Source organism: Klebsiella africana (genome assembly GCF_020526085.1).
Lineage (GTDB): Bacteria > Pseudomonadota > Gammaproteobacteria > Enterobacterales > Enterobacteriaceae > Klebsiella > Klebsiella africana.
In genome coordinates this window covers 1,230,832-1,257,529 of record NZ_CP084874.1, presented here as the reverse complement: position 1 = coordinate 1,257,529, position 26,698 = coordinate 1,230,832, and the positions used below count along the sequence as shown (strand labels likewise).

The window sequence follows — 26,698 nt, the reverse complement described above, 5'->3', positions numbered from 1 at the left end:
CCTTTTCCAGTATTCCGCTATCGTCAACGCCTGATAAGCGGTTGAACTTTATTATCAATAGCTTCTCGCGCCCGGAAGATACGCGAACGCACCGTCCCAACCGGACAATCCATGATAGCGGCTATCTCTTCATAGCTCAGGCCATCCAGCTCCCGTAACGTAATTGCCATGCGTAAATCTTCCGGGAGCGATTCAATGGTACGAAAAACTATTTGTCTCAGTTCTTCTGACAACATTAAGTTCTCAGGGTTCGAAATTTCTTTCAACGCCCCGCCGCTTTCGAAGTTTTCCGCCTCATTGGCGTCAACATCGCTGGACGGCGGACGGCGACCCTGAGCAACCAGATAATTCTTCGCCGTGTTGACGGCGATACGGTATAACCAGGTGTAAAAAGCGCTATCTCCCCGGAAAGAGTCCAGCGCACGCCATGCCTTAACGAACGATTCCTGAACAACGTCAGCGATATCGCCCGGCGGTACATAGCGGGAAACCAGGCTCGCGACCTTATGCTGATAGCGCACCACCAGCAAATTAAACGCTTTCTGATCTCCTTTCTGGACCCGTTCAACAAGGACCTGATCCGTTAACTGCTCGCTCATCCGAGGTAATGTCTCCCCAAACCCAATTCCCATGCGTCTTCAAAACACCACCCAAAATCTGCATTATGAGCAAGCTGACTGTTGGAGTGCATGAAAACAATAAAGTTCCGTTACGCTTTTGTTTTTTGTCTGGCAACGGCGGCAGATCGTTATCAATCATTATATGCTCAGGTTGCTAAACGATAGGTTAGTCAATAAGAAAAAGCGCAGGCCCGTTTGAAGGGTATCGTAACACGGCGTTTATTTCACTATAAAATCCAATAGTAACCGGCGGCCCCGCTTCGATTTTTGCGCCCTCAATGTCGCTTTTCCCACCCCTATCTGTTTAGCCTTCACAACGCCACTCAAAAAAAATGTACGATTCATCCCAAGGTGGTGCTATTGTGAGCGAAATGTGTTTAGTAAATTAAACAAAGACAATGAATACCACGCCTGATTTCTCATGTGATGTGTTGATTATTGGCAGCGGCGCTGCCGGTCTTTCCCTTGCCCTGCGCCTGGCAGAGCACAGTTCGGTGACGGTACTCAGCAAAGGGCCGATCAGCGAAGGTTCTACGTTCTATGCCCAGGGCGGGATCGCCGCCGTTTTTGATGAGACGGACAGTATTGAATCCCATGTCGAAGATACCCTGATCGCCGGCGCGGGGCTCTGCGATCGCCATGCGGTTACTTTCGTCGCCAGCAACGCTCGATCATGCGTCCAGTGGCTTATCGATCAGGGGGTACTGTTTGACACCCAGGTCCTGGCCAATGGCGAAGAGAGCTACCATCTCACGCGCGAAGGGGGGCACAGCCACCGGCGCATTCTTCACGCCGCCGACGCCACCGGCAAAGCGGTAGAGACGACGCTAGTCGATAAAGCACTTGGCCATCCTAATATCCGCATCCTTGAGCGCAGCAATGCCGTCGATTTGATCGTATCGGATAAAATTGGCCTGCCGGGCACCCGCCGGGTGGTCGGCGCCTGGATCTGGAACCGCAATAAAGAGCGGGTGGAAACCTGCAGCGCGAAGGCGGTAGTACTCGCCACTGGCGGGGCCGCCAAGGTTTATCAATACACTACTAACCCCGACGTCTCTTCGGGAGACGGCATTGCGATGGCCTGGCGGGCAGGCTGCCGGGTGGCGAATCTGGAGTTCAACCAGTTCCACCCCACCGCGCTGTATCATCCACAGGCGCGTAATTTCCTGCTTACCGAGGCGCTGCGCGGCGAAGGCGCTCACCTTAAGCGCCCGGACGGCACCCGCTTTATGCCGGACTTTGACGAGCGCGGTGAACTGGCTCCACGCGATATCGTCGCCCGCGCTATCGATCATGAGATGAAGCGCCTGGGCGTGGACTGTATGTTCCTTGATATCAGCCATAAACCCGCGGCGTTTGTTCGCCAGCACTTTCCGATGATTTATGAAAAGCTGCTCGGCCTGGGCATCGATTTGACTAAAGATCCGGTGCCGGTCGTCCCCGCCGCGCATTACACCTGCGGCGGTGTGATGGTGGATGATAATGGCCGTACTGACGTCGATGGTTTATACGCCATCGGTGAAGTCAGCTATACCGGGCTACACGGTGCGAACCGAATGGCGTCGAACTCGTTGCTGGAGTGCCTGGTCTATGGCTGGTCCGCCGCGGAGGATATTGCCCGCCGCCTGCCGCTGGCCCAGAAGGTCGCCACGCTGCCGGCATGGGATGAAAGTCAAGTGGAGATCCCGGATGAACTGGTGGTTATCCAGCACAACTGGCACGAGCTGCGCCTGCTGATGTGGGATTACGTGGGGATTGTGCGCACCACCCGCAGGCTGGAGCGCGCCCTGCGGCGCATTACCATGCTCCAGCAGGAGCTGGATGAGTATTACGCCCGCTTCCGCGTCTCGAATAATCTGCTGGAGCTGCGCAATCTGGTGCAAGTGGCGGAGCTTATCGTACGCTGCGCGATGTTGCGTAAGGAGAGCCGCGGTCTGCATTATACCCTCGACTATCCGCAGCCGCTGCCTGACAGCGGCCCGTCGATACTCTCGCCCCTGGCTCACATAAAGAGATAAAAATCCTCGGTCAGAGCGGTAAAGCCTTCTGAATATTGCTGCTCTGGCCCGCGGATCGCCAGCCGGTCGCTGAAACACTCCCCCGCCGTAGGTGAGAAAGCCAGCAGCACCCGGTGCGGCGGCCGCAGTTCGGTCTCCGCCACGTCCGTGCGTAGTCGCAGATGCCAGCCCATTGCCGTTGCCCGCCCGATAAACGCATTACCGATATCTACCGGCAGCACCACGCAAAAAAAGCCTTCTTCGGTAATATGCTCTGCGGCACAGGTCAGCAGGGAGGCATGATCGAGCGTAGTGGTATACCGCGCCTGCTCCCGTTGCGAGGTCGCGCAAGGTACGCCTTCGGCAAAAAAGGGCGGGTTACTGATTATCAGTTCATAACGTCGGGTCTGCGACGGCTGCCACTGATGAATATCGGCCTGACAAACCTCAATCCGCGAAGCCCACGGCGACGCGAGGACATTTTCCTGCGCCTGGGCGGCGGCCTCTTCGTCCAGTTCGACCGCATCGACATGCACATCATGCCCGGTACGCTGCGCCACCATAAGCGCCAGCAGACCACTGCCCGCGCCAATATCCAGCACATGCTTCACGCCGGCAATCGGCGCCCAGGCGCCGAGCAAAATACCGTCGGTGCCCACCTTCATCGCGCAACGGTCATGGGCGACAAAGAACTGCTTGAAGGTAAAACCATTGCGCGGCAGCGCAAACTTCGACTGAGACATCCTCAATAACCTTGCCGACAAAAAACTCCTGAACGTAAGGCTATGCACAATACCGGAGAACAGATAGCCTTACAAACAGATGAACATTACGTCAGTAACGTCTATAATCGGCGGCCCACTCAGAGGTAGAACATGACTGTAACGACTTTTTCCGAACTTGAACTCGACGAAAACCTGCTGGAAGCCCTCCAGGATAAAGGTTTCACTCGCCCGACAGCCATTCAGGCCGCCGCTATTCCGCCTGCGCTCGATGGCCGTGACATTCTCGGTTCAGCGCCGACCGGCACCGGTAAAACGGCGGCGTATCTGCTGCCTGCGTTGCAGCACCTGCTCGATTTCCCGCGTAAAAAATCCGGGCCGCCGCGCATTCTTATCCTGACGCCAACCCGTGAGCTGGCGATGCAGGTGGCTGACCACGCCCGCGAGCTGGCGAAGCATACCCATCTGGACATCGCCACTATTACCGGCGGTGTGGCGTACATGAACCACGCGGAAGTGTTCAGCGAAAACCAGGATATCGTGGTCGCCACCACCGGTCGTCTGCTGCAGTATATTAAAGAAGAGAACTTTGACTGCCGCGCCGTCGAGACCCTGATCCTCGATGAAGCCGACCGCATGCTGGACATGGGCTTTGCCCAGGATATCGAAACCATCGCCGGTGAAACCCGCTGGCGCAAGCAAACCATGCTGTTCTCCGCGACGCTGGAAGGCGATGCGATTAAAGACTTTGCTGAGCGTCTGCTGGAGGAGCCGGTTGAAGTTTCCGCCAATCCGTCAACCCGCGAGCGTAAGAAAATCCATCAGTGGTACTACCGCGCCGACGATATCGAACATAAAACCAAACTGCTGGTGAATCTGCTGCAACAGCCGGAAGCCACCCGCGCTATCGTGTTTGTGCGTAAGCGCGAGCGCGTGCATGAGCTGGCCAACTGGCTGCGTGAGGCCGGGATTAACACCTGCTGGCTGGAAGGCGAGATGGTGCAGGCCAAGCGAAACGAAGCCATTAAGCGCCTGACCGACGGTCGGGTGAACGTGCTAATCGCCACCGACGTCGCTGCCCGCGGTATCGATATTCCGGACGTCAGCCACGTCTTTAACTTCGATATGCCGCGTACCGCGGATACTTACCTGCACCGTATCGGTCGTACCGGCCGCGCCGGTAAAAAAGGGACCGCCATTTCTCTGGTAGAAGCGCATGATCATGTGCTGCTGGGTAAAATTGGTCGCTATGTTGAAGAACCGCTGAAAGCACGGGTGATTGATGAACTGCGCCCGAAAACTCGCGCGCCGAGCGAGAAGCTAACCGGTAAACCTTCGAAGAAAGTGTTAGCGAAGCGCGCCGAGAAAAAAGAGAAAGAAAAAGAGAAACCGCGGGTGAAGAAACGCCACCGCGATACGAAAAATATCGGTAAGCGCCGTAAGCCAAGCGCGGCCGGGACGCCATCAACGTCCACTGAAGAGTAAAAAAAACGCCGGGATATCCCGGCGTTTTCACATCTGGCGTTAGCCTTACAGGCTTTCGGTAAAGGTACGAGCGATAACGTCGCGCTGCTGTTCCGGCGTCAGGGAGTTGAAGCGTACCGCGTAACCGGAAACACGAATGGTCAGCTGCGGATATTTTTCCGGATGCTCAACCGCGTCTAGCAGAGTTTCACGACGCAGCACGTTAACGTTCAGGTGCTGGCCGCCTTCTACGCGCACTTCCGGTTTCACGTCTACCGGGATTTCACGGTATTCGATTTCACCCAGTTTGCTTACCGCAACCACGTCATCTTCCGCAAAACCACCTTTGGCGCACAGGCAGCGCGCTTCGCCTTTTTCGCTATCCAGCAGCCAGAAAGAGTTCAGCAGGTCGTCGTTTGCCGCTTTAGTAATTTGGATACCAGTAATCATTTGATGCCTCCCAGGCAGTGTTTATTCGATTTTGGCCTCTTTGCGGCCAATTGGTAAAACCATTGTTGTATGAGTGTATATATATCAGCCGCACTCACGGCATTCCTTGATTCAAATCAATAAAAACCACTCACTCAAAGTGGGTATGCAAGGATTTTATTGTTTTACATCAAGTTACGCCAGGCAGCGCTAAAAATATTTTTGTAAATTTTCAATTTTATTTGCATAAAAGCAATGAGATAGCGGTGGCGATTTTGTTCTGTACAAAGAAGCCGTTAAGCTATAGCGATGACCCTTTGCAGGAGAGCAAGATGAGCACCCCTTTAACCTGGCATGACGTGCTGGCGGATGAAAAGCAACAACCCTATTTTCTCAATACTCTGAAGACCGTCGCCGACGAGCGCCAGTCCGGGATCACCATCTACCCACCGCAAAAAGACGTCTTCAATGCGTTTCGCTTTACCGAACTGGGCGATGTCAAAGTCGTCATTCTCGGCCAGGATCCCTATCACGGCCCGGGTCAGGCCCACGGTCTGGCGTTCTCGGTTCGTCCGGGCGTCGCGATCCCGCCTTCACTGCTGAATATGTACAAAGAGCTGGAGGCCACGATCCCCGGCTTTACCCGCCCCACCCACGGTTACCTGGAAAGCTGGGCGCGTCAGGGCGTGCTGCTGCTGAATACGGTGCTGACCGTCCGCGCCGGACAGGCGCACTCGCACGCCAGCCTTGGTTGGGAGACCTTTACCGATAAAGTTATCGCGTTAATCAATGAGCATTGCGAGGGGGTGGTCTTTCTGCTGTGGGGTTCTCACGCGCAGAAGAAAGGCGCGATTATCGATCGTCAGCGCCACTGCGTGCTGAAGGCACCACACCCTTCGCCGCTCTCTGCACATCGCGGATTTTTTGGCAGCAACCATTTCGTACAGACCAACCAGTGGCTGGCTGACCGCGGCGAAGCGCCGATCGACTGGATGCCGGTCCTTCCCGCTGAAAGCGAGTGATCGACAGCCATAAAAAAAGCCAGCATCAGCTGGCTTTTTGCATTCAGGCAGACGAATCACGCCTTATTCTGACGCCACCATTCCGCCAGCAGGACGCCGGTCGCCACAGAGACGTTCAGGCTTTCGACATTGCCGGTACCGTCGATGGCAACGCTGAGATCGGCGCTGGAAATCGCCGCATCCGACAGACCATCACGCTCCTGGCCTAATACCAGCACCATTTTCTTCGGCAATTCGGCTTTAAACAGCGGGGTACCATTATGGCTTGATGTGGAGACAATCGCGTAGCCCGCTTTGCGGAACTGATCCAGGGTATCAATAAAGCTGTCGCCGGTGATCGGTTCAACATGCTCCGCACCGCCCTCCGCCGTACGGATCGCCGCCCCGGACTCTAGCACGCCAGCATCCTGAACCACCACGCCCTTCACGCCAAAGTGCGCGCAGCTGCGCATGATCGCCCCGAGATTATGCGGGTTACCAACATCTTCCAGCGCCAGAACGCAATCTTCTTCCGCGGCCTTCGCGACCCATTGGGCAACAGAGGTGCCGTGGCGTTTTTTAATCAGGAAGCAGACCCCGCCGTGGTGTTCGGTGCCGGAGGCTTTCGCCAGCTCAGCTTCATCCACGACATGATAGGCTTTACGGTTGGCCGCCATCCAGCGCAGCGCCTCTTTAAAGCGCGGCGTCACGCTCTGAATGAACCAGGCGCGGACGATAGCTTCCGGACGGCTCTGGAACAGCGCCTGACAAGCGTTTTCGCCGTAGACGCGAGTCTCTTCCGCACGCTGACGACGCAGCACTTCCGGATCGATAAAGCTCTTCCCGCTGATCCCGCCGTGATCTTCTTTTACCGGCGTCTCATCGCCAGGGGCACGGGAAACGGTACGCCACGGGGACGCATCGTCGCGATGAAAATCATCACGCTTACGATCGTCGCGTTTGCGATCGTCGCCGCGGCTGTTTCGTTCATCGCGCGCAGGGCGGCTGCGGCCGTCAACACGAGATTTTCCTGGACGACCTCCCCCTTTCCCGGTTCGTGGGTTATGGGTGCGTTTGTCAGAATCATCATCACTGCGGACATACATCACTTTGACCTTGCCGCTTTTATTTTTCAGTTCGTCGCTCATCAATTTTCTCCACCTGCGCTGCGCGAAGCGCGCAGATTACCCGATGTGTCATCGCTTCGCCATGATTTCGTTTAAAAGCCGGCCTCTATTGCACTCATCGAACAAAACGCATTGTCCTTCAATAACACTTAATCGATAATATGTAACATCACAGAAACATATCGGCCACGTGCCACGTTGCAACCCATAACCAGAGGTTAGTTATGAATACCGTTTGTGCCAGTTGTCAGGCTCTGAACCGCCTCCCGGACGATCGTAGCGCGGATGGCGCAAAGTGCGGACGCTGCGGTCACGATCTTTTTGATGGCGACGTCATCAACGCGACCGGGGCAACGCTGGATAAACTCTTAAAGGACGATCTGCCGGTCGTTGTCGATTTCTGGGCGCCATGGTGCGGCCCCTGCCGTAGCTTCGCGCCGATCTTTGAAGATGTCGCGGAAGAGCGTAGCGGGAAGATGCGTTTTGTGAAAGTCAACACTGAAGCGGAACGTGAGCTTAGCGCCCGGTTTCGTATCCGCAGCATCCCGACCATTATGATGTTCAAAAATGGCGAAGTGATCGACATGCTTAATGGCGCAGTGCCAAAAGCACCATTCGATAGCTGGCTGAATGAAGCCGGTCAACAGTAATCCTTCCGGGGCACCGCTTGTGCCCCGTTTTCGCCTCTGCGACAATAGCGTTTTTCACTAGCGACTCCCATGACTGATAACGCTGTCCTGCGCCTGCGCGCCGAACGTCTCGCGCGGGCGACCCGCCCTTTCCTTGCTCGTGGTAACCGTATCCGCCGCTGTCAGCGCTGTCTGTTGCCGCTCAAGCAGTGCCTGTGCGCCACGTTAACGCCAGCGCAGGCCACCAGCCGCTTTTGCCTGGTGATGTTTGATACGGAGCCGATGAAGCCCAGCAACACCGGCCGGCTCATCGCCGATATTCTGCCGAATACCGAGGCTTATCAATGGTCGAGAACCGAGCCGCCGCAGGCGCTGCTCGATCTGGTCGCCCATCCTGATTATCAACCGATGGTGGTTTTCCCTGCCTCGTATGCCGGGCCGGATCGCCAGGTCCTGAGCGTGCCGCCGTCCGGCAAGCCGCCGCTGTTTATCATGCTCGACGGCACCTGGACCGAAGCGCGCAAGATGTTCCGCAAGAGCCCTTATCTTGACGCGCTGCCGGTAATCTCTGTCGACCTGTCCCGCATCTCAGCTTATCATCTGCGCGAGGCGCACGCCGATGGACAATATTGTACCGCGGAAGTGGCCATCGCCCTGCTGGACCTGGCGGGCGATGCCCCGGCCGCCGCTGCGCTTGGCGAGCACTTCACCCGCTTCCGGACCCGCTATCTGGCGGGAAAAACCCAGCATAAGGGCAGCATCACAGCGGACCAGGTAGAAAACGTTTAAAATCATTCGGTCATTGGGATGAAAGGAGACCGGTATGAGCCAACGAGGCCTGGAAGCACTGCTGCGACCAAAGTCCATCGCCGTCATTGGCGCGTCAATGAAGCCACAGCGCGCTGGCTATCTTATGATGCGCAACCTGTTAGCCGGTGGTTTCAATGGCCCGGTACTGCCAGTGACTCCCGCCTGGAAGGCGGTGCTTGGGGTACTGGCATGGCCTACCATCGAGAGCCTGCCGTTTACGCCGGATCTGGCAGTGCTCTGTACTAACGCCCGGCGTAATCTCGAATTGCTCGAAGCCTTAGGGCAGAAAGGGTGTAAAACCTGCATCATCCTCTCTTCACAGCCGGACCAGTACCCGGCGCTGCTCGAATGTGCTGCGCGCTACCAGATGCGCCTGCTCGGCCCAAATAGCCTCGGACTACTGGCCCCATGGCAAGGGCTGAACGCCAGCTTTTCACCGGTGCCGATCCATCGCGGCAAACTGGCCTTTGTCTCGCAGTCGGCCGCCGTCTCCAATACTATCCTTGACTGGGCGCAACAGCGCGAGATGGGTTTTTCCTACTTCATCGCCCTCGGCGATAGCCTGGATATTGATGTCGATGACCTGCTGGACTTTCTGGCCCGCGACAGCAAGACCAGCGCCATTTTGCTGTACCTCGAGCATCTCAGCGACGCGCGCCGGTTTGTCTCCGCCGCGCGCAGCGCCTCGCGAAACAAGCCAATCCTGGTGATTAAAAGCGGCCGTAGTCCAGCCGCGCAGAAGCTATTGCAGGTTAACTCAGGGATGGATCCGGCATGGGATGCGGCCATTCAGCGTGCTGGCCTGCTGCGGGTGCAGGATACCCATGAGCTTTTCTCTGCGGTGGAAACGCTCAGCCATATGCGCCCGCTGCGCGGTGAAAAATTAATGATCGTCAGCAACGGTGCGGCGCCGGCAGCGCTGGCGCTGGATGAGCTCTGGCTGCGTAACGGTAAGCTGGCAGCCCTTAGCGAGGAGACGTGCGACGCCTTGCGCCAGGCGCTGCCGAGGGGCGTCGGGATCGCTAACCCACTGGATCTGCGCGATGACGCCAGTAGCGAACATTATCAGCGGGCAGTGAATATTTTGCTTAACAGCCAGGATTATGACGCGCTGCTGGTGATCCACTCCCCCAGCGCCGCCGCGCCCGGTACCGAGAGTGCCCTGGCGCTGATCGACGCCCTGAAGCATCATCCGCGTGGCAAATACGTTACCGTGCTGACCAACTGGTGCGGCGAGTTTTCCTCCCAGGAGGCGCGACGGCTGTTCAGCGATGCCGGTCTTCCCACCTACCGCACACCGGAGGGGACGATCACCGCCTTTATGCACATGGTCGAGTACCGCCGTAACCAGAAACAGTTGCGTGAGACCCCGGTGCTACCGGACTCGTTAACCGCCAATACCAGCGAGGCGCATGCCCTACTGCAGCAAGCGATAGATGATGGCGCCACCACGCTGGATACCCACGAGGTCAGCCCGGTGCTCCGCGCCTATGGCATCCACACGCTGCCGACGTGGATTGCCGCTGACAGCGCGGAAGCGGTGCATATCGCGGAGCAGATAGGCTATCCGGTTGCGCTGAAGCTGCGTTCCCCGGATATCCCGCACAAATCGGAAGTACAGGGGGTCATGCTCTATTTGCGTACCGCCGCCGAGGTGCAGCAGGCTGCAGATGCGATGATCGATCGCGTCAAACTGGCCTGGCCGCAGGCGCGCATTCATGGATTGCTGGTGCAAAGCATGGCCAATCGCGCTGGCGCCCAGGAGCTAAGAGTAGTGGTTGAACACGATGCCGTCTTCGGCCCGTTGATTATGCTGGGTGAAGGCGGCGTGGAGTGGCGGGCCGAAGATCAGGCCGCGGTGGCGCTACCGCCGCTGAATATGAACCTGGCGCGCTATCTGGTGATCCAGGCGATCAAAAATAAAAAGATCCGCGGCCGCAGCGCATTACGACCACTGGATATCGCTGGCTTAAGCCAGCTGTTGGTTCAGGTCTCGAACCTGATTGTCGACTGCCCGGAGATCCAACGCCTGGACATTCATCCCCTGCTCGCCTCCGGCAACGAGTTTACGGCGCTGGACGTTACCCTGGGACTTGCTCCCTTTAGCGGCGACAGTGAAAGCCGCCTTGCGATTCGTCCTTATCCACACCAACAAGAGGAGTGGGTGGTGATGAAAAATGGCGATCGCTGCCTGTTTCGGCCGATCCTGCCGGAAGATGAACCGCAGCTGCTGGCGTTTATCGCCCAGGTCACTAAAGAAGATCTCTATTATCGCTATTTTAGTGAGATCAACGAATTTACCCACGACGATTTAGCCAACATGACACAGATCGACTACGATCGTGAAATGGCGTTTGTTGCCGTCAGAACCACCGCAGAGAAGAGCGAAATTCTCGGCGTGACGCGAGCGATCTCCGATCCCGACAATATTGACGCCGAGTTTGCCGTTCTGGTCCGTTCAGATTTAAAAGGGTTAGGCCTGGGACGCAGGCTGCTGGAAAAGCTGATCGCCTATACGCAAAGTCATGGCCTGCAACGCCTTAATGGCATTACGATGCCGAATAACCGAGGCATGATCGGCCTTGCGAGAAAGCTGGGATTCACCGTTGATATTCAGCTGGAAGATGGGATTGTCAGTCTATCGCTGCCCCTGAATCAGGGATAATCGCGCCACGCTGACCGCAATTGTTGACCACATTAGCGGGTAGTAATGGTATTATTGCCCGCTTACGTCGTCTGCATGGTACAGAAGACCCTTCAATAAACAGAGAAGAAACGCACTGTGATGTTGTCAAAATTTAAGCGTAACAAACATCAACAACACCTTGCCCAACTCCCTAAGCTTTCTCAGTCAGTTGATGATGTAGAGTTCTTTTACGCCCCTGCAGATTTCAGGGAAGCGTTACTGACCCGGATTGCCCACGCCACTCAGCGTATATGCATTATTGCGCTCTATCTGGAGCAAGATGATGGCGGAAAAGGAATTTTGCAGGCCCTCTATGACGCCAAACGCCAGCGTCCGGATCTGGATGTCCGCGTTCTGGTGGACTGGCACCGCGCTCAGCGTGGCCGTATCGGCGCCGCCGCCTCCAACACCAATGCCGACTGGTATTGTCGGATGGCCAATGAAAATCCAGGGGTAGATATCCCCGTTTACGGCGTGCCGATTAACACCCGGGAGGCGCTCGGCGTTCTCCATTTCAAAGGCTTTATTATCGATGACAGCGTCCTCTACAGCGGCGCCAGCCTGAACGATGTTTATCTGCATCAGCATGATAAGTACCGCTATGATCGCTATCAGTGCATCCGTAACGGCAAAATGGCGGACGTCATGTTCGACTGGGTCGACAATAATCTGGTTCAGGGGCGCGGCGTTAATCGTCTCGACAGACCGGATCGGCCAAAAAGCCCGGAAATCAAAAACGACATTCGCCAGTACCGTCAGGAGCTCCGCGACCGCAGCTACCATTTTGTCGGCACCGCTGGTGACGAAGAACTCTCCGTCACCCCGCTGGTAGGTTTGGGTAAATCCAGCCTGCTGAATAAAACGATCTTTCACCTGATGCCCTGTGCCGAGCACAAGCTGACGATCTGCACCCCCTACTTCAACCTCCCTGCCGTGCTGGTAAGAAATATCATTCAGCTGCTGCGCGACGGTAAACAGGTGGAGATTATTGTCGGCGATAAAACCGCTAACGATTTCTATATTCCGGAAGATCAGCCGTTTAAAATCATCGGTGCGCTTCCTTATCTTTATGAAATCAACCTGCGGCGTTTCCTCAGCCGGCTGCAGTATTATGTGAATACCGATCAGCTGATCGTCCGCCTGTGGAAGGATGACGATAACAGCTATCACCTGAAAGGCATGTGGGTTGACGATGAGTGGATGCTGCTCACCGGCAACAACCTTAACCCGCGCGCCTGGCGGCTCGATCTGGAAAACGCTATTCTGATTCACGATCCAAAGCAACAGCTGGGAGCGATGCGGGAGAAAGAGCTAAAGCTCATCCGCACCCACACCACGATTGTGAAACACTATCGGGATCTGCAAAGCATCGCCGACTACCCGGTTAAAGTGCGGAAATTGATCCGCCGTCTACGACGGATCCGTATTGACCGGCTGATCAGCCGTATCCTCTGACTATCAGCCCCGCCTCGACGGGGCTTTTTTCTGGAAGCGCTATGCGTTCGATAATAGTGATGACATCGCTGCTGTTAACCGGCTGCAGCCACATGGCAAATGATGCATGGTCCGGTCAGGACAAAGCCCAGCATTTTCTGGCCTCAGCGATACTCTCTGCCGCTGGCAATGAATATGCACAACACCAGGGTTACAGCCGGGACCGCAGCGCCGCTATCGGATTGATGTTTTCCGTCAGCCTTGGCGCGTCAAAAGAGCTTTGGGACAGCCGCCCGGCTGGGAGCGGCTGGAGCTGGAAGGACTTTGCCTGGGATGTCGCCGGCGCGACCACCGGCTACGCGGTGTGGCAGCTGGCACACCAGTAACGGCTAAAGACGCAACCCTTTCCCCTTCCGATGCAACATCAGGGAGACCAGGAAGGCAATGGCCGCCATCGCCGTCACATACCAGTAGAACGCGTGCTCTATCCCTGCCGATTTAAGCGACAGCGCGACGTACTCCGCAGAGCCGCCGAACAACGCGTTCGCGACGGCATAGGACAACCCGACCCCTAGTGCGCGAACCTGAGCCGGGAACATCTCTGCTTTCAGGATGCCGCTGATCGAGGTATAGAAACTGACGATCAGCAAGGCACAAATCACCAGCCCAAAGGCAGCGTAAGGTGAGCTCACCTTCTGCAGGGCACTTAGGATTGGCACAGTAAATAACGTCGCCAGCACGCCAAAGCACAGCATGGAGGTGCGACGGCCAACTTTATCCGAGAAGGCGCCGAACAGTGGCTGAACCAGCATATAAACGAACAGCGCCGCGGTCATGATCACGCTGGCGGTGCTGGCCGTCATGCCCGCCGTGTTGACCAGATACTTTTGCATATAGGTGGTGAAGGTGTAGAAGGTCAGCGATCCGGCAGCGGTAAAGCCTAACACCATCGCAAAGGCCCGGCGATTACGCCACAACCCTTTAAACGAGCCAGCCTCTTTCAGCGCCCGGGTCTCCTGCTTCGAGGTTTCGTCCAGCTGGCGACGCAGCCACAGCGCCACGATAGCCAGTACCGCCCCAAGAGCAAAAGGAATACGCCATCCCCAGGCATGGAGATCTTCATCGCTGAGCACCTGCTGGAGCGCCACAACGACTAATACCGCCAGCAGTTGCCCACCAATCAGCGTAACGTACTGGAAGGAGGCATAGAAGCCTTTCTTACCTTCCACCGCGACTTCACTCATATAAGTCGCACTGGTGCCGTATTCTCCGCCAACAGACAGCCCCTGGAACAGACGCGCCAACAGCAGCAGCGCCGGGGCCCAGGTGCCAATGACCGCATAACCCGGCAGACAGGCAATCACCAGTGAGCCAAAGCACATCATACAGACCGAGATAAGCATGGAGGCTTTACGTCCGCGACGGTCGGCGATTCGACCAAACAGCCATCCGCCGATGGGACGCATCAGGAATCCGGCGGCAAATACGCCTGCCGTCTGCAGCAGTTGGGTGGTGGTATTTCCGGATGGAAAGAAGATGTGGGCGAAATAGAGCGAGCAGAATGAGTAGACGTAAAAATCAAACCATTCAACCAGATTCCCCGAGGATGCGCCAACAATTGCCCAAATACGACGACGGGTATCGGCCAGTTCCGGCGCGCCCCGTTCGGTAATGCTACTTTCTGTCATTGTTATATTGCTCCAGCAAAGACTGCAAAAAGACTGCAATCTGTCTTATCGGGCGTACCACGTCACGCAGACAAATTAATTAGTAAACTAAATGTTATATAATTGTTATATCTTTATATGTGATTGTATTCACATTTTTTTTCGCAAGAGCGGTTTTCGCGATTATCGCCAGCGCAGAGGCAGGGAAAAAGTGGATTATGGCGAAGGGAGTGCCATGACGGGGTTTTATTTTGCTTCAAATGAAGATAATGGTGCGGGTATGGCAGGATTTTCCCCGGAGGCGGTGCTGCGCACCTTGTCCGGGCTACGGTTTTGTAGCCCCGGTAAGCGCAGCGCCACCGGGGAGATCGACCCCACACAGCAAAAAACCCCGCACCTTTCGGGACGGGGTTCTTGTTAAAACGCAAAAACAAAAAGCTCAGCCTTTCGACTGAGCTTTCTGCTTTATTTGATGCCTGGCAGTTCCCTACTCTCACATGGGGAGACCCCACACTACCATCGGCGCTACGGCGTTTCACTTCTGAGTTCGGCATGGGGTCAGGTGGGACCACCGCGCTAGTGCCGCCAGGCAAATTCTTTGTGCTCGTCCTGTGTCTTTTGCGCTCATACTGCGTTGGCTGCTCTCGCGAGTGTCAGTCACATACTTATGTATGCTCCTTCCATCGCGTCGTTTGCCGCCTTGTCTCAGCGCAAAAATCCTTCGGACTCTGAATCTAAGCTGAAAATCTTCTCTCAAATCCGCCAAAACATCTTCGGCGTTGTAAGGTTAAGCCTCACGGTTCATTAGTACCGGTTAGCTCAACGCATCGCTGCGCTTACACACCCGGCCTATCAACGTCGTCGTCTTCAACGTTCCTTCAGGAGACTTAAAGTCTCAGGGAGAACTCATCTCGGGGCAAGTTTCGTGCTTAGATGCTTTCAGCACTTATCTCTTCCGCATTTAGCTACCGGGCAGTGCCATTGGCATGACAACCCGAACACCAGTGATGCGTCCACTCCGGTCCTCTCGTACTAGGAGCAGCCCCCCTCAATTCTCCAGCGCCCACGGCAGATAGGGACCGAACTGTCTCACGACGTTCTAAACCCAGCTCGCGTACCACTTTAAATGGCGAACAGCCATACCCTTGGGACCTACTTCAGCCCCAGGATGTGATGAGCCGACATCGAGGTGCCAAACACCGCCGTCGATATGAACTCTTGGGCGGTATCAGCCTGTTATCCCCGGAGTACCTTTTATCCGTTGAGCGATGGCCCTTCCATTCAGAACCACCGGATCACTATGACCTGCTTTCGCACCTGCTCGCGCCGTCACGCTCGCAGTCAAGCTAGCTTATGCCATTGCACTAACCTCCTGATGTCCGACCAGGATTAGCTAACCTTCGTGCTCCTCCGTTACGCTTTGGGAGGAGACCGCCCCAGTCAAACTACCCACCAGACACTGTCCGCAACCCGGATTACGGGTCGACGTTAGAACATCAAACATTAAAGGGTGGTATTTCAAGGTTGGCTCCACGCAGACTGGCGTCCACGCTTCAAAGCCTCCCACCTATCCTACACATCAAGGCTCAATGTTCAGTGTCAAGCTATAGTAAAGGTTCACGGGGTCTTTCCGTCTTGCCGCGGGTACACTGCATCTTCACAGCGAGTTCAATTTCACTGAGTCTCGGGTGGAGACAGCCTGGCCATCATTACGCCATTCGTGCAGGTCGGAACTTACCCGACAAGGAATTTCGCTACCTTAGGACCGTTATAGTTACGGCCGCCGTTTACCGGGGCTTCGATCAAGAGCTTCTCCTTACGGATAACCCCATCAATTAACCTTCCGGCACCGGGCAGGCGTCACACCGTATACGTCCACTTTCGTGTTTGCACAGTGCTGTGTTTTTAATAAACAGTTGCAGCCAGCTGGTATCTTCGACTGGTCTCAGCTCCGTCCGCAGGGACTTCACCTACACACCAGCGTGCCTTCTCCCGAAGTTACGGCACCATTTTGCCTAGTTCCTTCACCCGAGTTCTCTCAAGCGCCTTGGTATTCTCTACCTGACCACCTGTGTCGGTTTGGGGTACGATTTAATGTTACCTGATGCTTAGAGGCTTTTCCTGGAAGCAGGGCATCTGTCACTTCAGTACCGTGGTACCTCGTCATCACACCTCAGCCTTGATTATCCGGATTTGCCTGGATAACCAGCCTACATGCTTAAACCGGGACAACCGTCGCCCGGATGACATAGCCTTCTCCGTCCCCCCTTCGCAGTAACACCAAGTACAGGAATATTAACCTGTTTCCCATCGACTACGCCTTTCGGCCTCGCCTTAGGGGTCGACTCACCCTGCCCCGATTAACGTTGGACAGGAACCCTTGGTCTTCCGGCGAGCGGGCTTTTCACCCGCTTTATCGTTACTTATGTCAGCATTCGCACTTCTGATACCTCCAGCAACCCTCACAGGTCACCTTCGCAGGCTTACAGAACGCTCCCCTACCCAACAACACATAGTGTCGCTGCCGCAGCTTCGGTGCATGGTTTAGCCCCGTTACATCTTCCGCGCAGGCCGACTCGACCAGTGAGCTATTACGCTTTCTTTAAATGATGGCTGCTTCTAAGCCAACATCCTGGCTGTCTGGGCCTTCCCACATCGTTTCCCACTTAACCATGACTTTGGGACCTTAGCTGGCGGTCTGGGTTGTTTCCCTCTTCACGACGGACGTTAGCACCCGCCGTGTGTCTCCCGTGATAACATTCTTCGGTATTCGTAGTTTGCATCGGGTTGGTAAGTCGGGATGACCCCCTAGCCGAAACAGTGCTCTACCCCCGAAGATGAATTCACGAGGCGCTACCTAAATAGCTTTCGGGGAGAACCAGCTATCTCCCGGTTTGATTGGCCTTTCACCCCCAGCCACAAGTCATCCGCTAATTTTTCAACATTAGTCGGTTCGGTCCTCCAGTTAGTGTTACCCAACCTTCAACCTGCCCATGGCTAGATCACCGGGTTTCGGGTCTATACCCTGCAACTTAACGCCCAGTTAAGACTCGGTTTCCCTGCGGCTCCCCTATACGGTTAACCTTGCTACAGAATATAAGTCGCTGACCCATTATACAAAAGGTACGCAGTCACACCCGAAGGTGCTCCCACTGCTTGTACGTACACGGTTTCAGGTTCTTTTTCACTCCCCTCGCCGGGGTTCTTTTCGCCTTTCCCTCACGGTACTGGTTCACTATCGGTCAGTCAGGAGTATTTAGCCTTGGAGGATGGTCCCCCCATATTCAGACAGGATACCACGTGTCCCGCCCTACTCTTCGAGTTCACAACCTGTGCATTTTGGTGTACGGGACTATCACCCTGTACCGTCGGACTTTCCAGACCGTTCCACTAACACACAAGCTGATTCAGACTCTGGGCTGCTCCCCGTTCGCTCGCCGCTACTGGGGGAATCTCGGTTGATTTCTTTTCCTCGGGGTACTTAGATGTTTCAGTTCCCCCGGTTCGCCTCGTTAACCTATGTATTCAGTTAACGATAGTGCAACGAATTGCACTGGGTTTCCCCATTCGGACATCGCCGGTTATAACGGTTCATATCACCTTACCGACGCTTTTCGCAGATTAGCACGTCCTTCATCGCCTCTGACTGCCAGGGCATCCACCGTGTACGCTTAGTCGCTTAACCTCACAACCCGAAGATGTCTTCAGATTGCGAAAATTTGAGAGACTCGAACACACTTAAACAGTGTGTCGTTTCAATTTTCAGCTTGATCCAGATTTTTAAAGAGCAAATATCTCAAACGTCACCCGAAGATGAGTTTTGAGATATATCGGCACGCGTCTTTCACTCACGAACCAGCAAGTGGCGTCCCCTAGGGGATTCGAACCCCTGTTACCGCCGTGAAAGGGCGGTGTCCTGGGCCTCTAGACGAAGGGGACACTGAAGTCTCAATCGCAAGACGCCTTGCTTCTTTACGTTCATCAGACAATCTGTGTGAGCACTACAAAGGCAGGTTCTTTAAGGTAAGGAGGTGATCCAACCGCAGGTTCCCCTACGGTTACCTTGTTACGACTTCACCCCAGTCATGAATCACAAAGTGGTAAGCGCCCTCCCGAAGGTTAAGCTACCTACTTCTTTTGCAACCCACTCCCATGGTGTGACGGGCGGTGTGTACAAGGCCCGGGAACGTATTCACCGTAGCATTCTGATCTACGATTACTAGCGATTCCGACTTCATGGAGTCGAGTTGCAGACTCCAATCCGGACTACGACATACTTTATGAGGTCCGCTTGCTCTCGCGAGGTCGCTTCTCTTTGTATATGCCATTGTAGCACGTGTGTAGCCCTGGTCGTAAGGGCCATGATGACTTGACGTCATCCCCACCTTCCTCCAGTTTATCACTGGCAGTCTCCTTTGAGTTCCCGGCCGGACCGCTGGCAACAAAGGATAAGGGTTGCGCTCGTTGCGGGACTTAACCCAACATTTCACAACACGAGCTGACGACAGCCATGCAGCACCTGTCTCACAGTTCCCGAAGGCACCAAAGCATCTCTGCTAAGTTCTGTGGATGTCAAGACCAGGTAAGGTTCTTCGCGTTGCATCGAATTAAACCACATGCTCCACCGCTTGTGCGGGCCCCCGTCAATTCATTTGAGTTTTAACCTTGCGGCCGTACTCCCCAGGCGGTCGATTTAACGCGTTAGCTCCGGAAGCCACGCCTCAAGGGCACAACCTCCAAATCGACATCGTTTACGGCGTGGACTACCAGGGTATCTAATCCTGTTTGCTCCCCACGCTTTCGCACCTGAGCGTCAGTCTTTGTCCAGGGGGCCGCCTTCGCCACCGGTATTCCTCCAGATCTCTACGCATTTCACCGCTACACCTGGAATTCTACCCCCCTCTACAAGACTCTAGCCTGCCAGTTTCGAATGCAGTTCCCAGGTTGAGCCCGGGGATTTCACATCCGACTTGACAGACCGCCTGCGTGCGCTTTACGCCCAGTAATTCCGATTAACGCTTGCACCCTCCGTATTACCGCGGCTGCTGGCACGGAGTTAGCCGGTGCTTCTTCTGCGGGTAACGTCAATCAACAAGGTTATTAACCTTATTGCCTTCCTCCCCGCTGAAAGTGCTTTACAACCCGAAGGCCTTCTTCACACACGCGGCATGGCTGCATCAGGCTTGCGCCCATTGTGCAATATTCCCCACTGCTGCCTCCCGTAGGAGTCTGGACCGTGTCTCAGTTCCAGTGTGGCTGGTCATCCTCTCAGACCAGCTAGGGATCGTCGCCTAGGTGAGCCGTTACCCCACCTACTAGCTAATCCCATCTGGGCACATCTGATGGCATGAGGCCCGAAGGTCCCCCACTTTGGTCTTGCGACGTTATGCGGTATTAGCTACCGTTTCCAGTAGTTATCCCCCTCCATCAGGCAGTTTCCCAGACATTACTCACCCGTCCGCCGCTCGTCACCCGAGAGCAAGCTCTCTGTGCTACCGCTCGACTTGCATGTGTTAGGCCTGCCGCCAGCGTTCAATCTGAGCCATGATCAAACTCTTCAATTTAAGTTTGATGCTCGTGAATTAAACTTCGTAATGAATTACGTATGTTCACTCAGAGACTTGGTATTCATTTTTCGTCCGAGGACGTTAAGAATCCATGTCACTTTGAGTGCCCACACAGATTGTCTGATAAATTGTTAAAGAGCAGTTGCGACGCGCTTTAGCGCTCTGTCGCGAGGTGGCGTATATTACGCTTTCCTCTTTCAGAGTCAAGCCTTTATTTTGCTTTTCTCTGTCGGCGTTCAACATTGCTTTTCGCCGTTGAATCCTGCTGACCCGGCGGCTTGTTTGCCGTTGTTCCGTGTCAGTGGAGGCGCATTATAGGGAGTAATTCTGAAGTGACAAGGATAAATTCAAAAAAAGAATTCAACTGCTCACTTCTCAACCAAATCAAGCGCTGGGCTTTAATTCTTGCCTGGTTTTTAAACAAAAACGAGCCCGCTGGGCCCGTTTTTGTCGTTTTGTGATTTACTGCACTGCCACGATACGGTTGTCTTTCACCACCAGCTCGACGGTTTTCCCCGGAACCAGCTCACCGGAAAGGATCTGCTGGGCTAACGGGTTCTCTATCTGCTGCTGAATTGCGCGTTTCAATGGCCGCGCGCCGTATACCGGATCGTAACCATTGGCGCTCAGCAACTTCAGCGCCTCATCGGACATCCGCACTTCATACCCGCGCTCTTCCAGGCGTTTATACAGACGCTGCAGCTGGATCTGGGCAATAGAAGCAATATGTTTCTCGCCCAGCGGATGGAAGACCACCACTTCGTCGATACGGTTAATAAACTCCGGACGGAAGTTCTGGCTGACTACCCCCAGCACCAGGTCCTTCATATGACCGTAGTCCAGTTCGCCGAACCGTTCCTGAATCAGATCGGAACCGAGGTTCGAGGTCATGATGACCACCGTATTACGGAAGTCGACCGTTCTCCCCTGTCCGTCGGTCAGACGCCCGTCGTCGAGTACCTGCAGCAGAATGTTGAACACATCCGGGTGCGCTTTTTCCACTTCATCCAGCAGAATGACGGAATAAGGACGACGACGCACCGCCTCGGTCAGGTAACCGCCCTCTTCATAGCCGACGTATCCCGGAGGCGCACCGACCAGACGCGAGACAGAGTGTTTCTCCATAAACTCGGACATGTCGATACGCACCATCGCGTCGTCGCTGTCGAACATAAAGTTAGCCAGCGTTTTACACAGCTCTGTTTTACCCACCCCGGTCGGACCGAGGAACAGGAACGAACCAATCGGCCGGTTCGGATCGGATAGCCCAGCGCGGCTACGGCGAATGGCGTTGGATACCGCTTCAACCGCCTCATCCTGGCCAATCACCCGATGATGCAGTTCCTGCTCCATACGCAGCAGCTTGTCACGCTCGCTTTCCATCATCCGGGAGACCGGGATACCGGTCCAGCGAGCCAACACTTCGGCGATTTCAGCATCCGTCACTTTATTACGCAGCAGACGCATGGTTTTTCCTTCGGACTGAGTGGCCGCCGCCAGCTGTTTCTCCAGTTCCGGAATTTTGCCGTACTGCAGCTCGGACATCCGCGCCAGATCGCCGACGCGACGCGCCTGTTCGATAGCGATTTTCGCTTGTTCCAGCTCGGCTTTAATAGTCTGGGTGCCGGAGAGAGAGGCTTTTTCCGCTTTCCACTCTTCTTCCAGTACCGAGTACTGACGTTCTTTATCCGCCAGCTCTTCGTTGAGCATATCGAGACGTTTCAGGCTCGCTTCATCAGACTCTTTCTTCAGCGCCTGCTGCTCCAGTTTCAGCTGGATAATACGCCGATCGAGACGGTCCAGCTCTTCCGGTTTGGAGTCAATCTGCATACGGATGCTGGACGCAGCCTCATCGATAAGGTCGATGGCTTTATCCGGCAGCTGACGGTCGGCAATATAGCGATGCGACAAGGTTGCCGCCGCGACAATCGCCGGGTCAGTGATCTGCACGTGGTGGTGCAGCTCGTAACGTTCTTTCAGACCACGCAGGATAGCGATGGTATCTTCCACCGATGGCTCGGCGACAAACACTTTCTGGAAGCGACGTTCCAGCGCGGCGTCTTTTTCGATGTACTGACGGTATTCATCAAGCGTCGTCGCCCCGACGCAGTGCAGTTCACCACGCGCCAGCGCCGGCTTCAGCATGTTACCCGCGTCCATCGCACCGTCGGCTTTACCCGCGCCGACCATGGTATGCAGTTCGTCGATAAACAGAATGACGTTGCCTTCCTGTTTTGACAGGTCGGTCAGCACGCCTTTCAGACGCTCTTCAAACTCACCACGGTATTTCGCCCCGGCCACCAGCGCCCCCATATCCAGCGCTAGCACCCGACGGCCTTTCAGCCCTTCAGGTACTTCGCCGTTGACGATACGCTGCGCCAGTCCTTCGACGATTGCCGTTTTACCTACCCCGGGTTCACCAATCAGCACCGGGTTGTTTTTGGTACGACGCTGCAGTACCTGGATGGTACGGCGAATCTCTTCATCACGGCCGATCACCGGGTCCAGCTTGCCCTGCTCGGCTCGCTCGGTCAGATCGACGGTAAATTTCTTCAATGCCTGACGTTGGTCTTCGGCACCCTGATCGTTCACGCTTTCACCTCCGCGCATTTGTTCAATCGCCTGAGTCACATTGGCGGTTGTTGCTCCGGCGGATTTTAAAAGGTCGGTCAGCGTACCGCGTGATTCAAGCGCCGCCAGAACGAACAGTTCCGACGAAATAAAGTTGTCCTTTTTCTTTTGCGCCAGCTTGTCGCAAAGGTTCAGGATCCGCACCAAATCCTGAGAAGGTTGCACATCGCCGCCGGTGCCTTCCACCTGCGGTAAACGGCTTAATGCCTGTTCGATGTCAGTGCGCAGTTTCCCGGCATTCACACCCGCCGAGGTTAATAAAGGACGTACCGATCCCCCTTCCTGATTCAGCAAGGCGCTCATTAAATGAAGAGGTTCGATGAATTGGTTGTCGTGCCCGAGTGCAAGCGACTGGGCATCGGCAAGAGCAAGCTGGAATTTATTGGTAAGACGATCCAGACGCATAACTCCTCCCATAACAGGTCAAATTTGCTACTGGAGATTAAATGAGGTCATCCCTCAATTATTCAAGGTTAAAGACCTGAACTATGCGAAAAATAAGTTTGCCTTCTGGATCGTCTTGATTCTCTAGGTTATATCAGCCAAATGAAACTTGCCATACGACCGGTGGTCTTGTCGCGACGGTAAGAGAAAAAATCATTCTTTTCGCTTAGCGTGCAGCGATCGCCGCCGAAAATCTGCTCAACCCCGACGTTTGCCAGACGCTGCCGAGCCAGTTGGTAGATATCAGCAAAATATTTCTCGCCTGCTGGACGAAAAGCCTGATGCGCATTCTCATCCTTCGCCATAAACGCGTCGCGAACTTCAGGCCCCACCTCAAAGGCCTGCGGACCGATGGCGGGCCCCAGCCACGCCATAATGTTTTCGGCTTTATCGGCGAAACGGGCGACCGTCTCTTCCAGAACCCCTTCGCATAAGCCGCGCCATCCCGCATGCGCCGCAGCGACTTCCGTACCGGCACGATTACAGAACAGGACTGGCAGGCAGTCGGCGGTCATCACCGCGCAGACGGTCCCTGGCGTACAACTATAAGAAGCATCTGCACGTTTCGATGGATAGGGTCCGCCGTCCAGCGTGAGCACGTCGGTGCCATGAACCTGCTCCAGCCAAACCGGATAAGACGGCAAGCCGCCGGCGGCAAACATCCGCCGCCGGTTTTCTTCGACATGCTGCAGATTGTCTCCGCAATGGGCGCCCAGGTTGAGCGAATCATAGGGCGGCAAACTTACGCCGCCATCGCGGGTAGAGCTACAGGCCGCCACGCTGGCGGGCATTGGCCACTGCGGTACAATCAGTTTCGTCATAACCAGTCAATATCGTCCTTATGGGCTTCAAAATCGGCGCGCATCGCCTCGATAAGCTCGACCATATCCTGTGGAATGGGCGCATGCCACTCCATTTCAATACCGGTAATCGGGTGGTACAGACGCAGCATGGTGGCGTGCAGCGCCTGGCGGTCGAATTTACGCAGCGCGGTGATGAACTCCTCCGACGCGCCCTTTGGCGGACGCGGCCGGCCGCCATACACCTGGTCACCCACCAGCGGATGGGTGATATGCGACATATGCACGCGGATCTGATGCGTACGACCGGTTTCCAGACGCAGACGCAGACGGGTATGGATGCGGAAATGTTCCATAATGCGGTAATGGGTCACCGCCGGTTTGCCCATGGGGTGAACCGCCATATGCGTACGCTTGGTCGGGTGACGGCTGATCGGCTCTTCCACCGTACCGCCGGCGGTCATATGACCGATCGCTACCGCTTCGTATTCACGGGTGATCTCGCGCAGCTGCAGCGACTCCACCAGACGGGTTTGCGCCGGAATGGTTTTCGCCACCACCATCAGGCCTGTGGTGTCTTTATCCAGACGATGGACAATACCCGCACGCGGCACATCGGCGATAGGCGGATAGTAGTGCAGCAGCGCATTCAGCACAGTACCGTCAGGGTTGCCCGCGCCAGGATGCACAACCAGATCGCGCGGTTTGTTGATCACGATGATGTCATCATCTTCGTAAACGATATTGAGCGGAATATCCTGCGGCTGGAAGCGCGCCTCTTCTTCGATTTCCACATCGATAGCGATGTGCTCTCCCCCCAGCACTTTTTCTTTCGGTTTATCGCCAATGGTGCCATTGACTAATACGCGTTGGTCGAGGATCCATTCTTTTATCCGCGATCGCGAATAATCAGGGAACAATTCGGCCAAAGCCTGATCTAAGCGTTGACCGAGTTGATTTTCGGTCACCGTTGCGGTGAGTTGTACTCGTTGTGCCATATACAGCTTCTTCGTTTAACGTTGGGTTTTACGGCTTTGCCGTTTAATATAGTGTGCTATTGTAGCTGGTCTTAATCGGGAGCAGGAACAGAGATTCTCCCGCATAAACATTTTGAGGAAGTCAAAACGTCATGACGCGCATGAAATACCTGGTGGCAGCCGCCACACTGAGCCTGGCTTTGGTGGGTTGCTCCGGCTCTAAGGAAGAGGTGCCTGATAATCCGCCGAATGAAATCTACGCGACCGCCCAGCAAAAACTGCAGGACGGTAACTGGAAACAGGCGATAACGCAACTGGAAGCGTTGGATAACCGTTATCCATTCGGCCCTTATTCCCAACAGGTACAGCTGGATCTGATTTATGCGTATTACAAAAACGCCGATCTTCCGCTGGCTCAGGCGGCTATCGATCGCTTCATGCGCTTGAATCCTACCCATCCGAACATCGATTACGTCATCTATATGCGCGGCCTGACCAACATGGCTCTGGACGACAGCGCCCTGCAGGGGTTCTTCGGCGTGGATCGTTCCGATCGCGATCCGCAGCACGCGCGTGATGCCTTCAATGACTTCTCCAAACTGGTACGTGGTTACCCGAACAGCCAGTATGCCACTGACGCCTACAAGCGCATGGTGTTCCTGAAAGATCGCCTGGCGAAGTATGAGCTGTCGGTGGTGGATTACTACACCGATCGTGGCGCATGGGTGGCCGTGGTGAACCGCGTGGATGGTATGATGCGTAATTATCCGGATACTCAGGCCACCCGCGATGCTCTGCCGAAGATGGAAAACGCCTATCGCCAGATGCAAATGAATGCTCAGGCGGACAAAGTCGCGAAGATTATCGCCGCGAACAGCAAGAACACCTGAGCCTGACTCATAGATCGCAAACGGCAGCCACTGGCTGCCGTTTTTTTATACTTTATTCTGGCTAGCTGAAGCGGTTTAGCGCCTGGTTAACTCATCAAATATGGCCTGCTTTACAAGGTTCGACAAGTAAAATCTCACTTCTTCCTGCCCTGTCTCACAAAATGAATTCGTTGACAAAAAGTGACAATAAAATGTGATTTAGATCACACATTTTGACATTGGGAAAGGTATGCTGGATTCACCAAGACGGGAAAGACAAGAGGTAAAATTTATGACAATGAACATTACCAGTAAACAAATGGAAATTACTCCGGCAATTCGCCAGCATGTCGCAGACCGTCTCGCCAAACTGGATAAGTGGCAAACTCATTTAATCAACCCGCATATCATTCTGTCTAAGGAGCCGCAGGGTTTTATTGCTGATGCAACCATCAACACGCCAAACGGCCATCTGGTTGCCAGTGCGCGTCATGAAGATATGTACGCCGCCATTAACGAATTGATCAACAAGCTGGAACGGCAGCTCAATAAAGTGCAACACAAAGGGGAAGCCCGCCGCGCCGCAACGTCGGTGAAAGAGGCAGGCTTTGTGGAAGAAGAAGAGTAATCCTTAACTTAAGTTGTGTCATGCCACGCGCCTTCGGGCGCGTTTTTTATTGACAGAGTGAAAACAGTACAGGTACTGTAATCCCCACTACCTAAAGGAATTTACCATGAAACTTGTCCCGTTCTTCTTCGCATTCTTTTTTACCTTCCCCTGACCGGGAGGCAATTCGTCGTATAAGAAAGAATGCGAAGACGAA

Annotated in this window: 20 protein-coding genes, 1 tRNA gene, 3 rRNA genes and 1 other annotated feature (1 of these 25 cut by a window edge); of the genes, 11 read left to right on the top strand and 13 right to left on the bottom strand. The window is 54.9% G+C overall.

The window, feature by feature from the left end:
• Window positions 1-23 precede the first annotated feature (23 nt).
• On the bottom strand, window positions 24-599 hold the full coding sequence (rpoE, locus tag LGL98_RS06165; RefSeq protein WP_002914074.1) for an RNA polymerase sigma factor RpoE: 576 nt from the start codon (window positions 597-599) through the stop codon (window positions 24-26).
• A complete protein-coding gene (gene rseD / locus LGL98_RS26295; RefSeq protein ID WP_121980491.1) occupies window positions 596-691 on the bottom strand; it encodes a rpoE leader peptide RseD in 96 nt (31 codons plus the stop codon). Before rseD ends, rpoE begins: the two co-directional genes overlap by 4 nt.
• 327 nt (window positions 692-1,018) lie before the next feature.
• Between rseD and nadB the strand changes: the two genes are divergently transcribed.
• Window positions 1,019-2,638 carry an L-aspartate oxidase gene (gene nadB / locus LGL98_RS06155; protein ID WP_136030088.1) on the top strand — a complete coding sequence of 540 codons (1,620 nt, stop codon included), beginning with the start codon at window positions 1,019-1,021 and terminating at the stop codon, window positions 2,636-2,638.
• Here the strand turns inward: nadB and trmN are convergent.
• On the bottom strand, window positions 2,623-3,360 hold the full coding sequence (gene trmN / locus LGL98_RS06150; RefSeq protein ID WP_136030091.1) for a tRNA(1)(Val) (adenine(37)-N(6))-methyltransferase TrmN: 738 nt from the start codon (window positions 3,358-3,360) through the stop codon (window positions 2,623-2,625). The genes nadB and trmN overlap by 16 nt on opposite strands.
• A 132-nt stretch (window positions 3,361-3,492) precedes the next feature.
• Between trmN and srmB the strand changes: the two genes are divergently transcribed.
• Window positions 3,493-4,824: an ATP-dependent RNA helicase SrmB gene (gene srmB / locus LGL98_RS06145; RefSeq protein WP_136030093.1), complete on the top strand. Its 1,332-nt coding sequence runs from the start codon at window positions 3,493-3,495 to the stop codon at window positions 4,822-4,824.
• 45 nt (window positions 4,825-4,869) lie between these two features.
• Here srmB and grcA read toward each other — a convergent pair whose 3' ends face one another.
• On the bottom strand, window positions 4,870-5,253 hold the full coding sequence (grcA, locus tag LGL98_RS06140; RefSeq protein ID WP_002914084.1) for an autonomous glycyl radical cofactor GrcA: 384 nt from the start codon (window positions 5,251-5,253) through the stop codon (window positions 4,870-4,872).
• A gap of 311 nt (window positions 5,254-5,564) precedes the next feature.
• Here grcA and ung point away from each other — a divergent pair, with 311 nt between their 5' ends.
• Entirely contained in the window at window positions 5,565-6,254 is a 690-nt protein-coding gene (gene ung / locus LGL98_RS06135; protein WP_136030095.1) for a uracil-DNA glycosylase, read from the top strand.
• Between the two features lie 56 nt (window positions 6,255-6,310).
• Here ung and LGL98_RS06130 read toward each other — a convergent pair whose 3' ends face one another.
• A complete protein-coding gene (locus LGL98_RS06130) occupies window positions 6,311-7,381 on the bottom strand; it encodes a tRNA/rRNA methyltransferase (protein WP_136030097.1) in 1,071 nt (356 codons plus the stop codon).
• Window positions 7,382-7,584: 203 nt separating this feature from the next.
• Between LGL98_RS06130 and trxC the strand changes: the two genes are divergently transcribed.
• The 5 genes from trxC to LGL98_RS06105 all read left to right on the top strand — a co-directional run bounded on the left by trxC (window position 7,585) and on the right by LGL98_RS06105 (window position 13,305).
• A complete protein-coding gene (trxC, locus tag LGL98_RS06125) occupies window positions 7,585-8,010 on the top strand; it encodes a thioredoxin TrxC (RefSeq protein WP_002914091.1) in 426 nt (141 codons plus the stop codon).
• A gap of 69 nt (window positions 8,011-8,079) precedes the next feature.
• Window positions 8,080-8,778 carry a tRNA-uridine aminocarboxypropyltransferase gene (tapT, locus tag LGL98_RS06120; RefSeq protein WP_136030099.1) on the top strand — a complete coding sequence of 233 codons (699 nt, stop codon included), beginning with the start codon at window positions 8,080-8,082 and terminating at the stop codon, window positions 8,776-8,778.
• A gap of 34 nt (window positions 8,779-8,812) precedes the next feature.
• A complete protein-coding gene (locus tag LGL98_RS06115) occupies window positions 8,813-11,464 on the top strand; it encodes a bifunctional acetate--CoA ligase family protein/GNAT family N-acetyltransferase (protein ID WP_136030101.1) in 2,652 nt (883 codons plus the stop codon).
• Window positions 11,465-11,584: 120 nt separating this feature from the next.
• A complete protein-coding gene (gene pssA, locus LGL98_RS06110) occupies window positions 11,585-12,940 on the top strand; it encodes a CDP-diacylglycerol--serine O-phosphatidyltransferase (protein ID WP_136030112.1) in 1,356 nt (451 codons plus the stop codon).
• A gap of 41 nt (window positions 12,941-12,981) precedes the next feature.
• Window positions 12,982-13,305 (top strand): YfiM family lipoprotein, encoded by a 324-nt coding sequence (locus tag LGL98_RS06105; RefSeq protein ID WP_136030103.1) that lies wholly within the window; start codon window positions 12,982-12,984, stop codon window positions 13,303-13,305.
• Window positions 13,306-13,308: 3 nt separating this feature from the next.
• Here the strand turns inward: LGL98_RS06105 and LGL98_RS06100 are convergent, their stop codons facing one another.
• From LGL98_RS06100 to rluD, 8 genes are all read right to left on the bottom strand, one after another.
• Entirely contained in the window at window positions 13,309-14,607 is a 1,299-nt protein-coding gene (locus LGL98_RS06100; protein WP_136030105.1) for an MFS transporter, read from the bottom strand.
• Between the two features lie 453 nt (window positions 14,608-15,060).
• Window positions 15,061-15,176 (bottom strand): 5S ribosomal RNA (gene rrf, locus LGL98_RS06095).
• Between the two features lie 193 nt (window positions 15,177-15,369).
• Window positions 15,370-18,271 (bottom strand): 23S ribosomal RNA (locus LGL98_RS06090).
• Between the two features lie 178 nt (window positions 18,272-18,449).
• Window positions 18,450-18,525, bottom strand: a tRNA-Glu gene (locus tag LGL98_RS06085).
• 85 nt (window positions 18,526-18,610) lie between these two features.
• A 16S ribosomal RNA gene (locus LGL98_RS06080) occupies window positions 18,611-20,150 on the bottom strand.
• Together the 16S, 23S and 5S rRNA genes with 1 tRNA gene alongside form the textbook arrangement of a ribosomal RNA operon.
• Window positions 20,151-20,615: 465 nt before the next feature.
• Entirely contained in the window at window positions 20,616-23,189 is a 2,574-nt protein-coding gene (gene clpB, locus LGL98_RS06075) for an ATP-dependent chaperone ClpB (protein WP_136030524.1), read from the bottom strand.
• A gap of 128 nt (window positions 23,190-23,317) precedes the next feature.
• Entirely contained in the window at window positions 23,318-24,049 is a 732-nt protein-coding gene (yfiH, locus tag LGL98_RS06070; RefSeq protein WP_136030522.1) for a purine nucleoside phosphorylase YfiH, read from the bottom strand.
• Window positions 24,046-25,026, bottom strand: coding sequence for a 23S rRNA pseudouridine(1911/1915/1917) synthase RluD (gene rluD, locus LGL98_RS06065; protein WP_136030520.1), 981 nt, complete (start codon window positions 25,024-25,026; stop codon window positions 24,046-24,048). Before rluD ends, yfiH begins: the two co-directional genes overlap by 4 nt.
• A 131-nt stretch (window positions 25,027-25,157) precedes the next feature.
• Between rluD and bamD the strand changes: the two genes are divergently transcribed.
• The 3 genes from bamD to pheL all read left to right on the top strand — a co-directional run bounded on the left by bamD (window position 25,158) and on the right by pheL (window position 26,656).
• Window positions 25,158-25,895, top strand: coding sequence for an outer membrane protein assembly factor BamD (bamD, locus tag LGL98_RS06060; RefSeq protein WP_117120628.1), 738 nt, complete (start codon window positions 25,158-25,160; stop codon window positions 25,893-25,895).
• Between the two features lie 271 nt (window positions 25,896-26,166).
• Window positions 26,167-26,502: a ribosome-associated translation inhibitor RaiA gene (gene raiA / locus LGL98_RS06055; RefSeq protein ID WP_002914111.1), complete on the top strand. Its 336-nt coding sequence runs from the start codon at window positions 26,167-26,169 to the stop codon at window positions 26,500-26,502.
• Window positions 26,503-26,607: 105 nt separating this feature from the next.
• Window positions 26,608-26,698, top strand: a sequence feature (Phe leader region); it runs 34 nt beyond the window's last position.
• On the top strand, window positions 26,609-26,656 hold the full coding sequence (gene pheL, locus LGL98_RS06050; RefSeq protein WP_100250063.1) for a pheA operon leader peptide PheL: 48 nt from the start codon (window positions 26,609-26,611) through the stop codon (window positions 26,654-26,656). It overlaps the preceding feature by 48 nt.

What these genes read in the sequence shown, in the direction of transcription:
- rpoE (WP_002914074.1), bottom strand. Translation starts at nt 599, where the DNA reads ATGAGCGAGCAGTTAACGGATCAGGTCCTTGTTGAACGGGTCCAGAAA.
- rseD (WP_121980491.1), bottom strand. Translation starts at nt 691, where the DNA reads ATGCACTCCAACAGTCAGCTTGCTCATAATGCAGATTTTGGGTGGTGT.
- nadB (WP_136030088.1), top strand. Translation starts at nt 1,019, where the DNA reads ATGAATACCACGCCTGATTTCTCATGTGATGTGTTGATTATTGGCAGC.
- trmN (WP_136030091.1), bottom strand. Translation starts at nt 3,360, where the DNA reads ATGTCTCAGTCGAAGTTTGCGCTGCCGCGCAATGGTTTTACCTTCAAG.
- srmB (WP_136030093.1), top strand. Translation starts at nt 3,493, where the DNA reads ATGACTGTAACGACTTTTTCCGAACTTGAACTCGACGAAAACCTGCTG.
- grcA (WP_002914084.1), bottom strand. Translation starts at nt 5,253, where the DNA reads ATGATTACTGGTATCCAAATTACTAAAGCGGCAAACGACGACCTGCTG.
- ung (WP_136030095.1), top strand. Translation starts at nt 5,565, where the DNA reads ATGAGCACCCCTTTAACCTGGCATGACGTGCTGGCGGATGAAAAGCAA.
- LGL98_RS06130 (WP_136030097.1), bottom strand. Translation starts at nt 7,381, where the DNA reads ATGAGCGACGAACTGAAAAATAAAAGCGGCAAGGTCAAAGTGATGTAT.
- trxC (WP_002914091.1), top strand. Translation starts at nt 7,585, where the DNA reads ATGAATACCGTTTGTGCCAGTTGTCAGGCTCTGAACCGCCTCCCGGAC.
- tapT (WP_136030099.1), top strand. Translation starts at nt 8,080, where the DNA reads ATGACTGATAACGCTGTCCTGCGCCTGCGCGCCGAACGTCTCGCGCGG.
- LGL98_RS06115 (WP_136030101.1), top strand. Translation starts at nt 8,813, where the DNA reads ATGAGCCAACGAGGCCTGGAAGCACTGCTGCGACCAAAGTCCATCGCC.
- pssA (WP_136030112.1), top strand. Translation starts at nt 11,585, where the DNA reads ATGTTGTCAAAATTTAAGCGTAACAAACATCAACAACACCTTGCCCAA.
- LGL98_RS06105 (WP_136030103.1), top strand. Translation starts at nt 12,982, where the DNA reads ATGCGTTCGATAATAGTGATGACATCGCTGCTGTTAACCGGCTGCAGC.
- LGL98_RS06100 (WP_136030105.1), bottom strand. Translation starts at nt 14,607, where the DNA reads ATGACAGAAAGTAGCATTACCGAACGGGGCGCGCCGGAACTGGCCGAT.
- clpB (WP_136030524.1), bottom strand. Translation starts at nt 23,189, where the DNA reads ATGCGTCTGGATCGTCTTACCAATAAATTCCAGCTTGCTCTTGCCGAT.
- yfiH (WP_136030522.1), bottom strand. Translation starts at nt 24,049, where the DNA reads ATGACGAAACTGATTGTACCGCAGTGGCCAATGCCCGCCAGCGTGGCG.
- rluD (WP_136030520.1), bottom strand. Translation starts at nt 25,026, where the DNA reads ATGGCACAACGAGTACAACTCACCGCAACGGTGACCGAAAATCAACTC.
- bamD (WP_117120628.1), top strand. Translation starts at nt 25,158, where the DNA reads ATGACGCGCATGAAATACCTGGTGGCAGCCGCCACACTGAGCCTGGCT.
- raiA (WP_002914111.1), top strand. Translation starts at nt 26,167, where the DNA reads ATGACAATGAACATTACCAGTAAACAAATGGAAATTACTCCGGCAATT.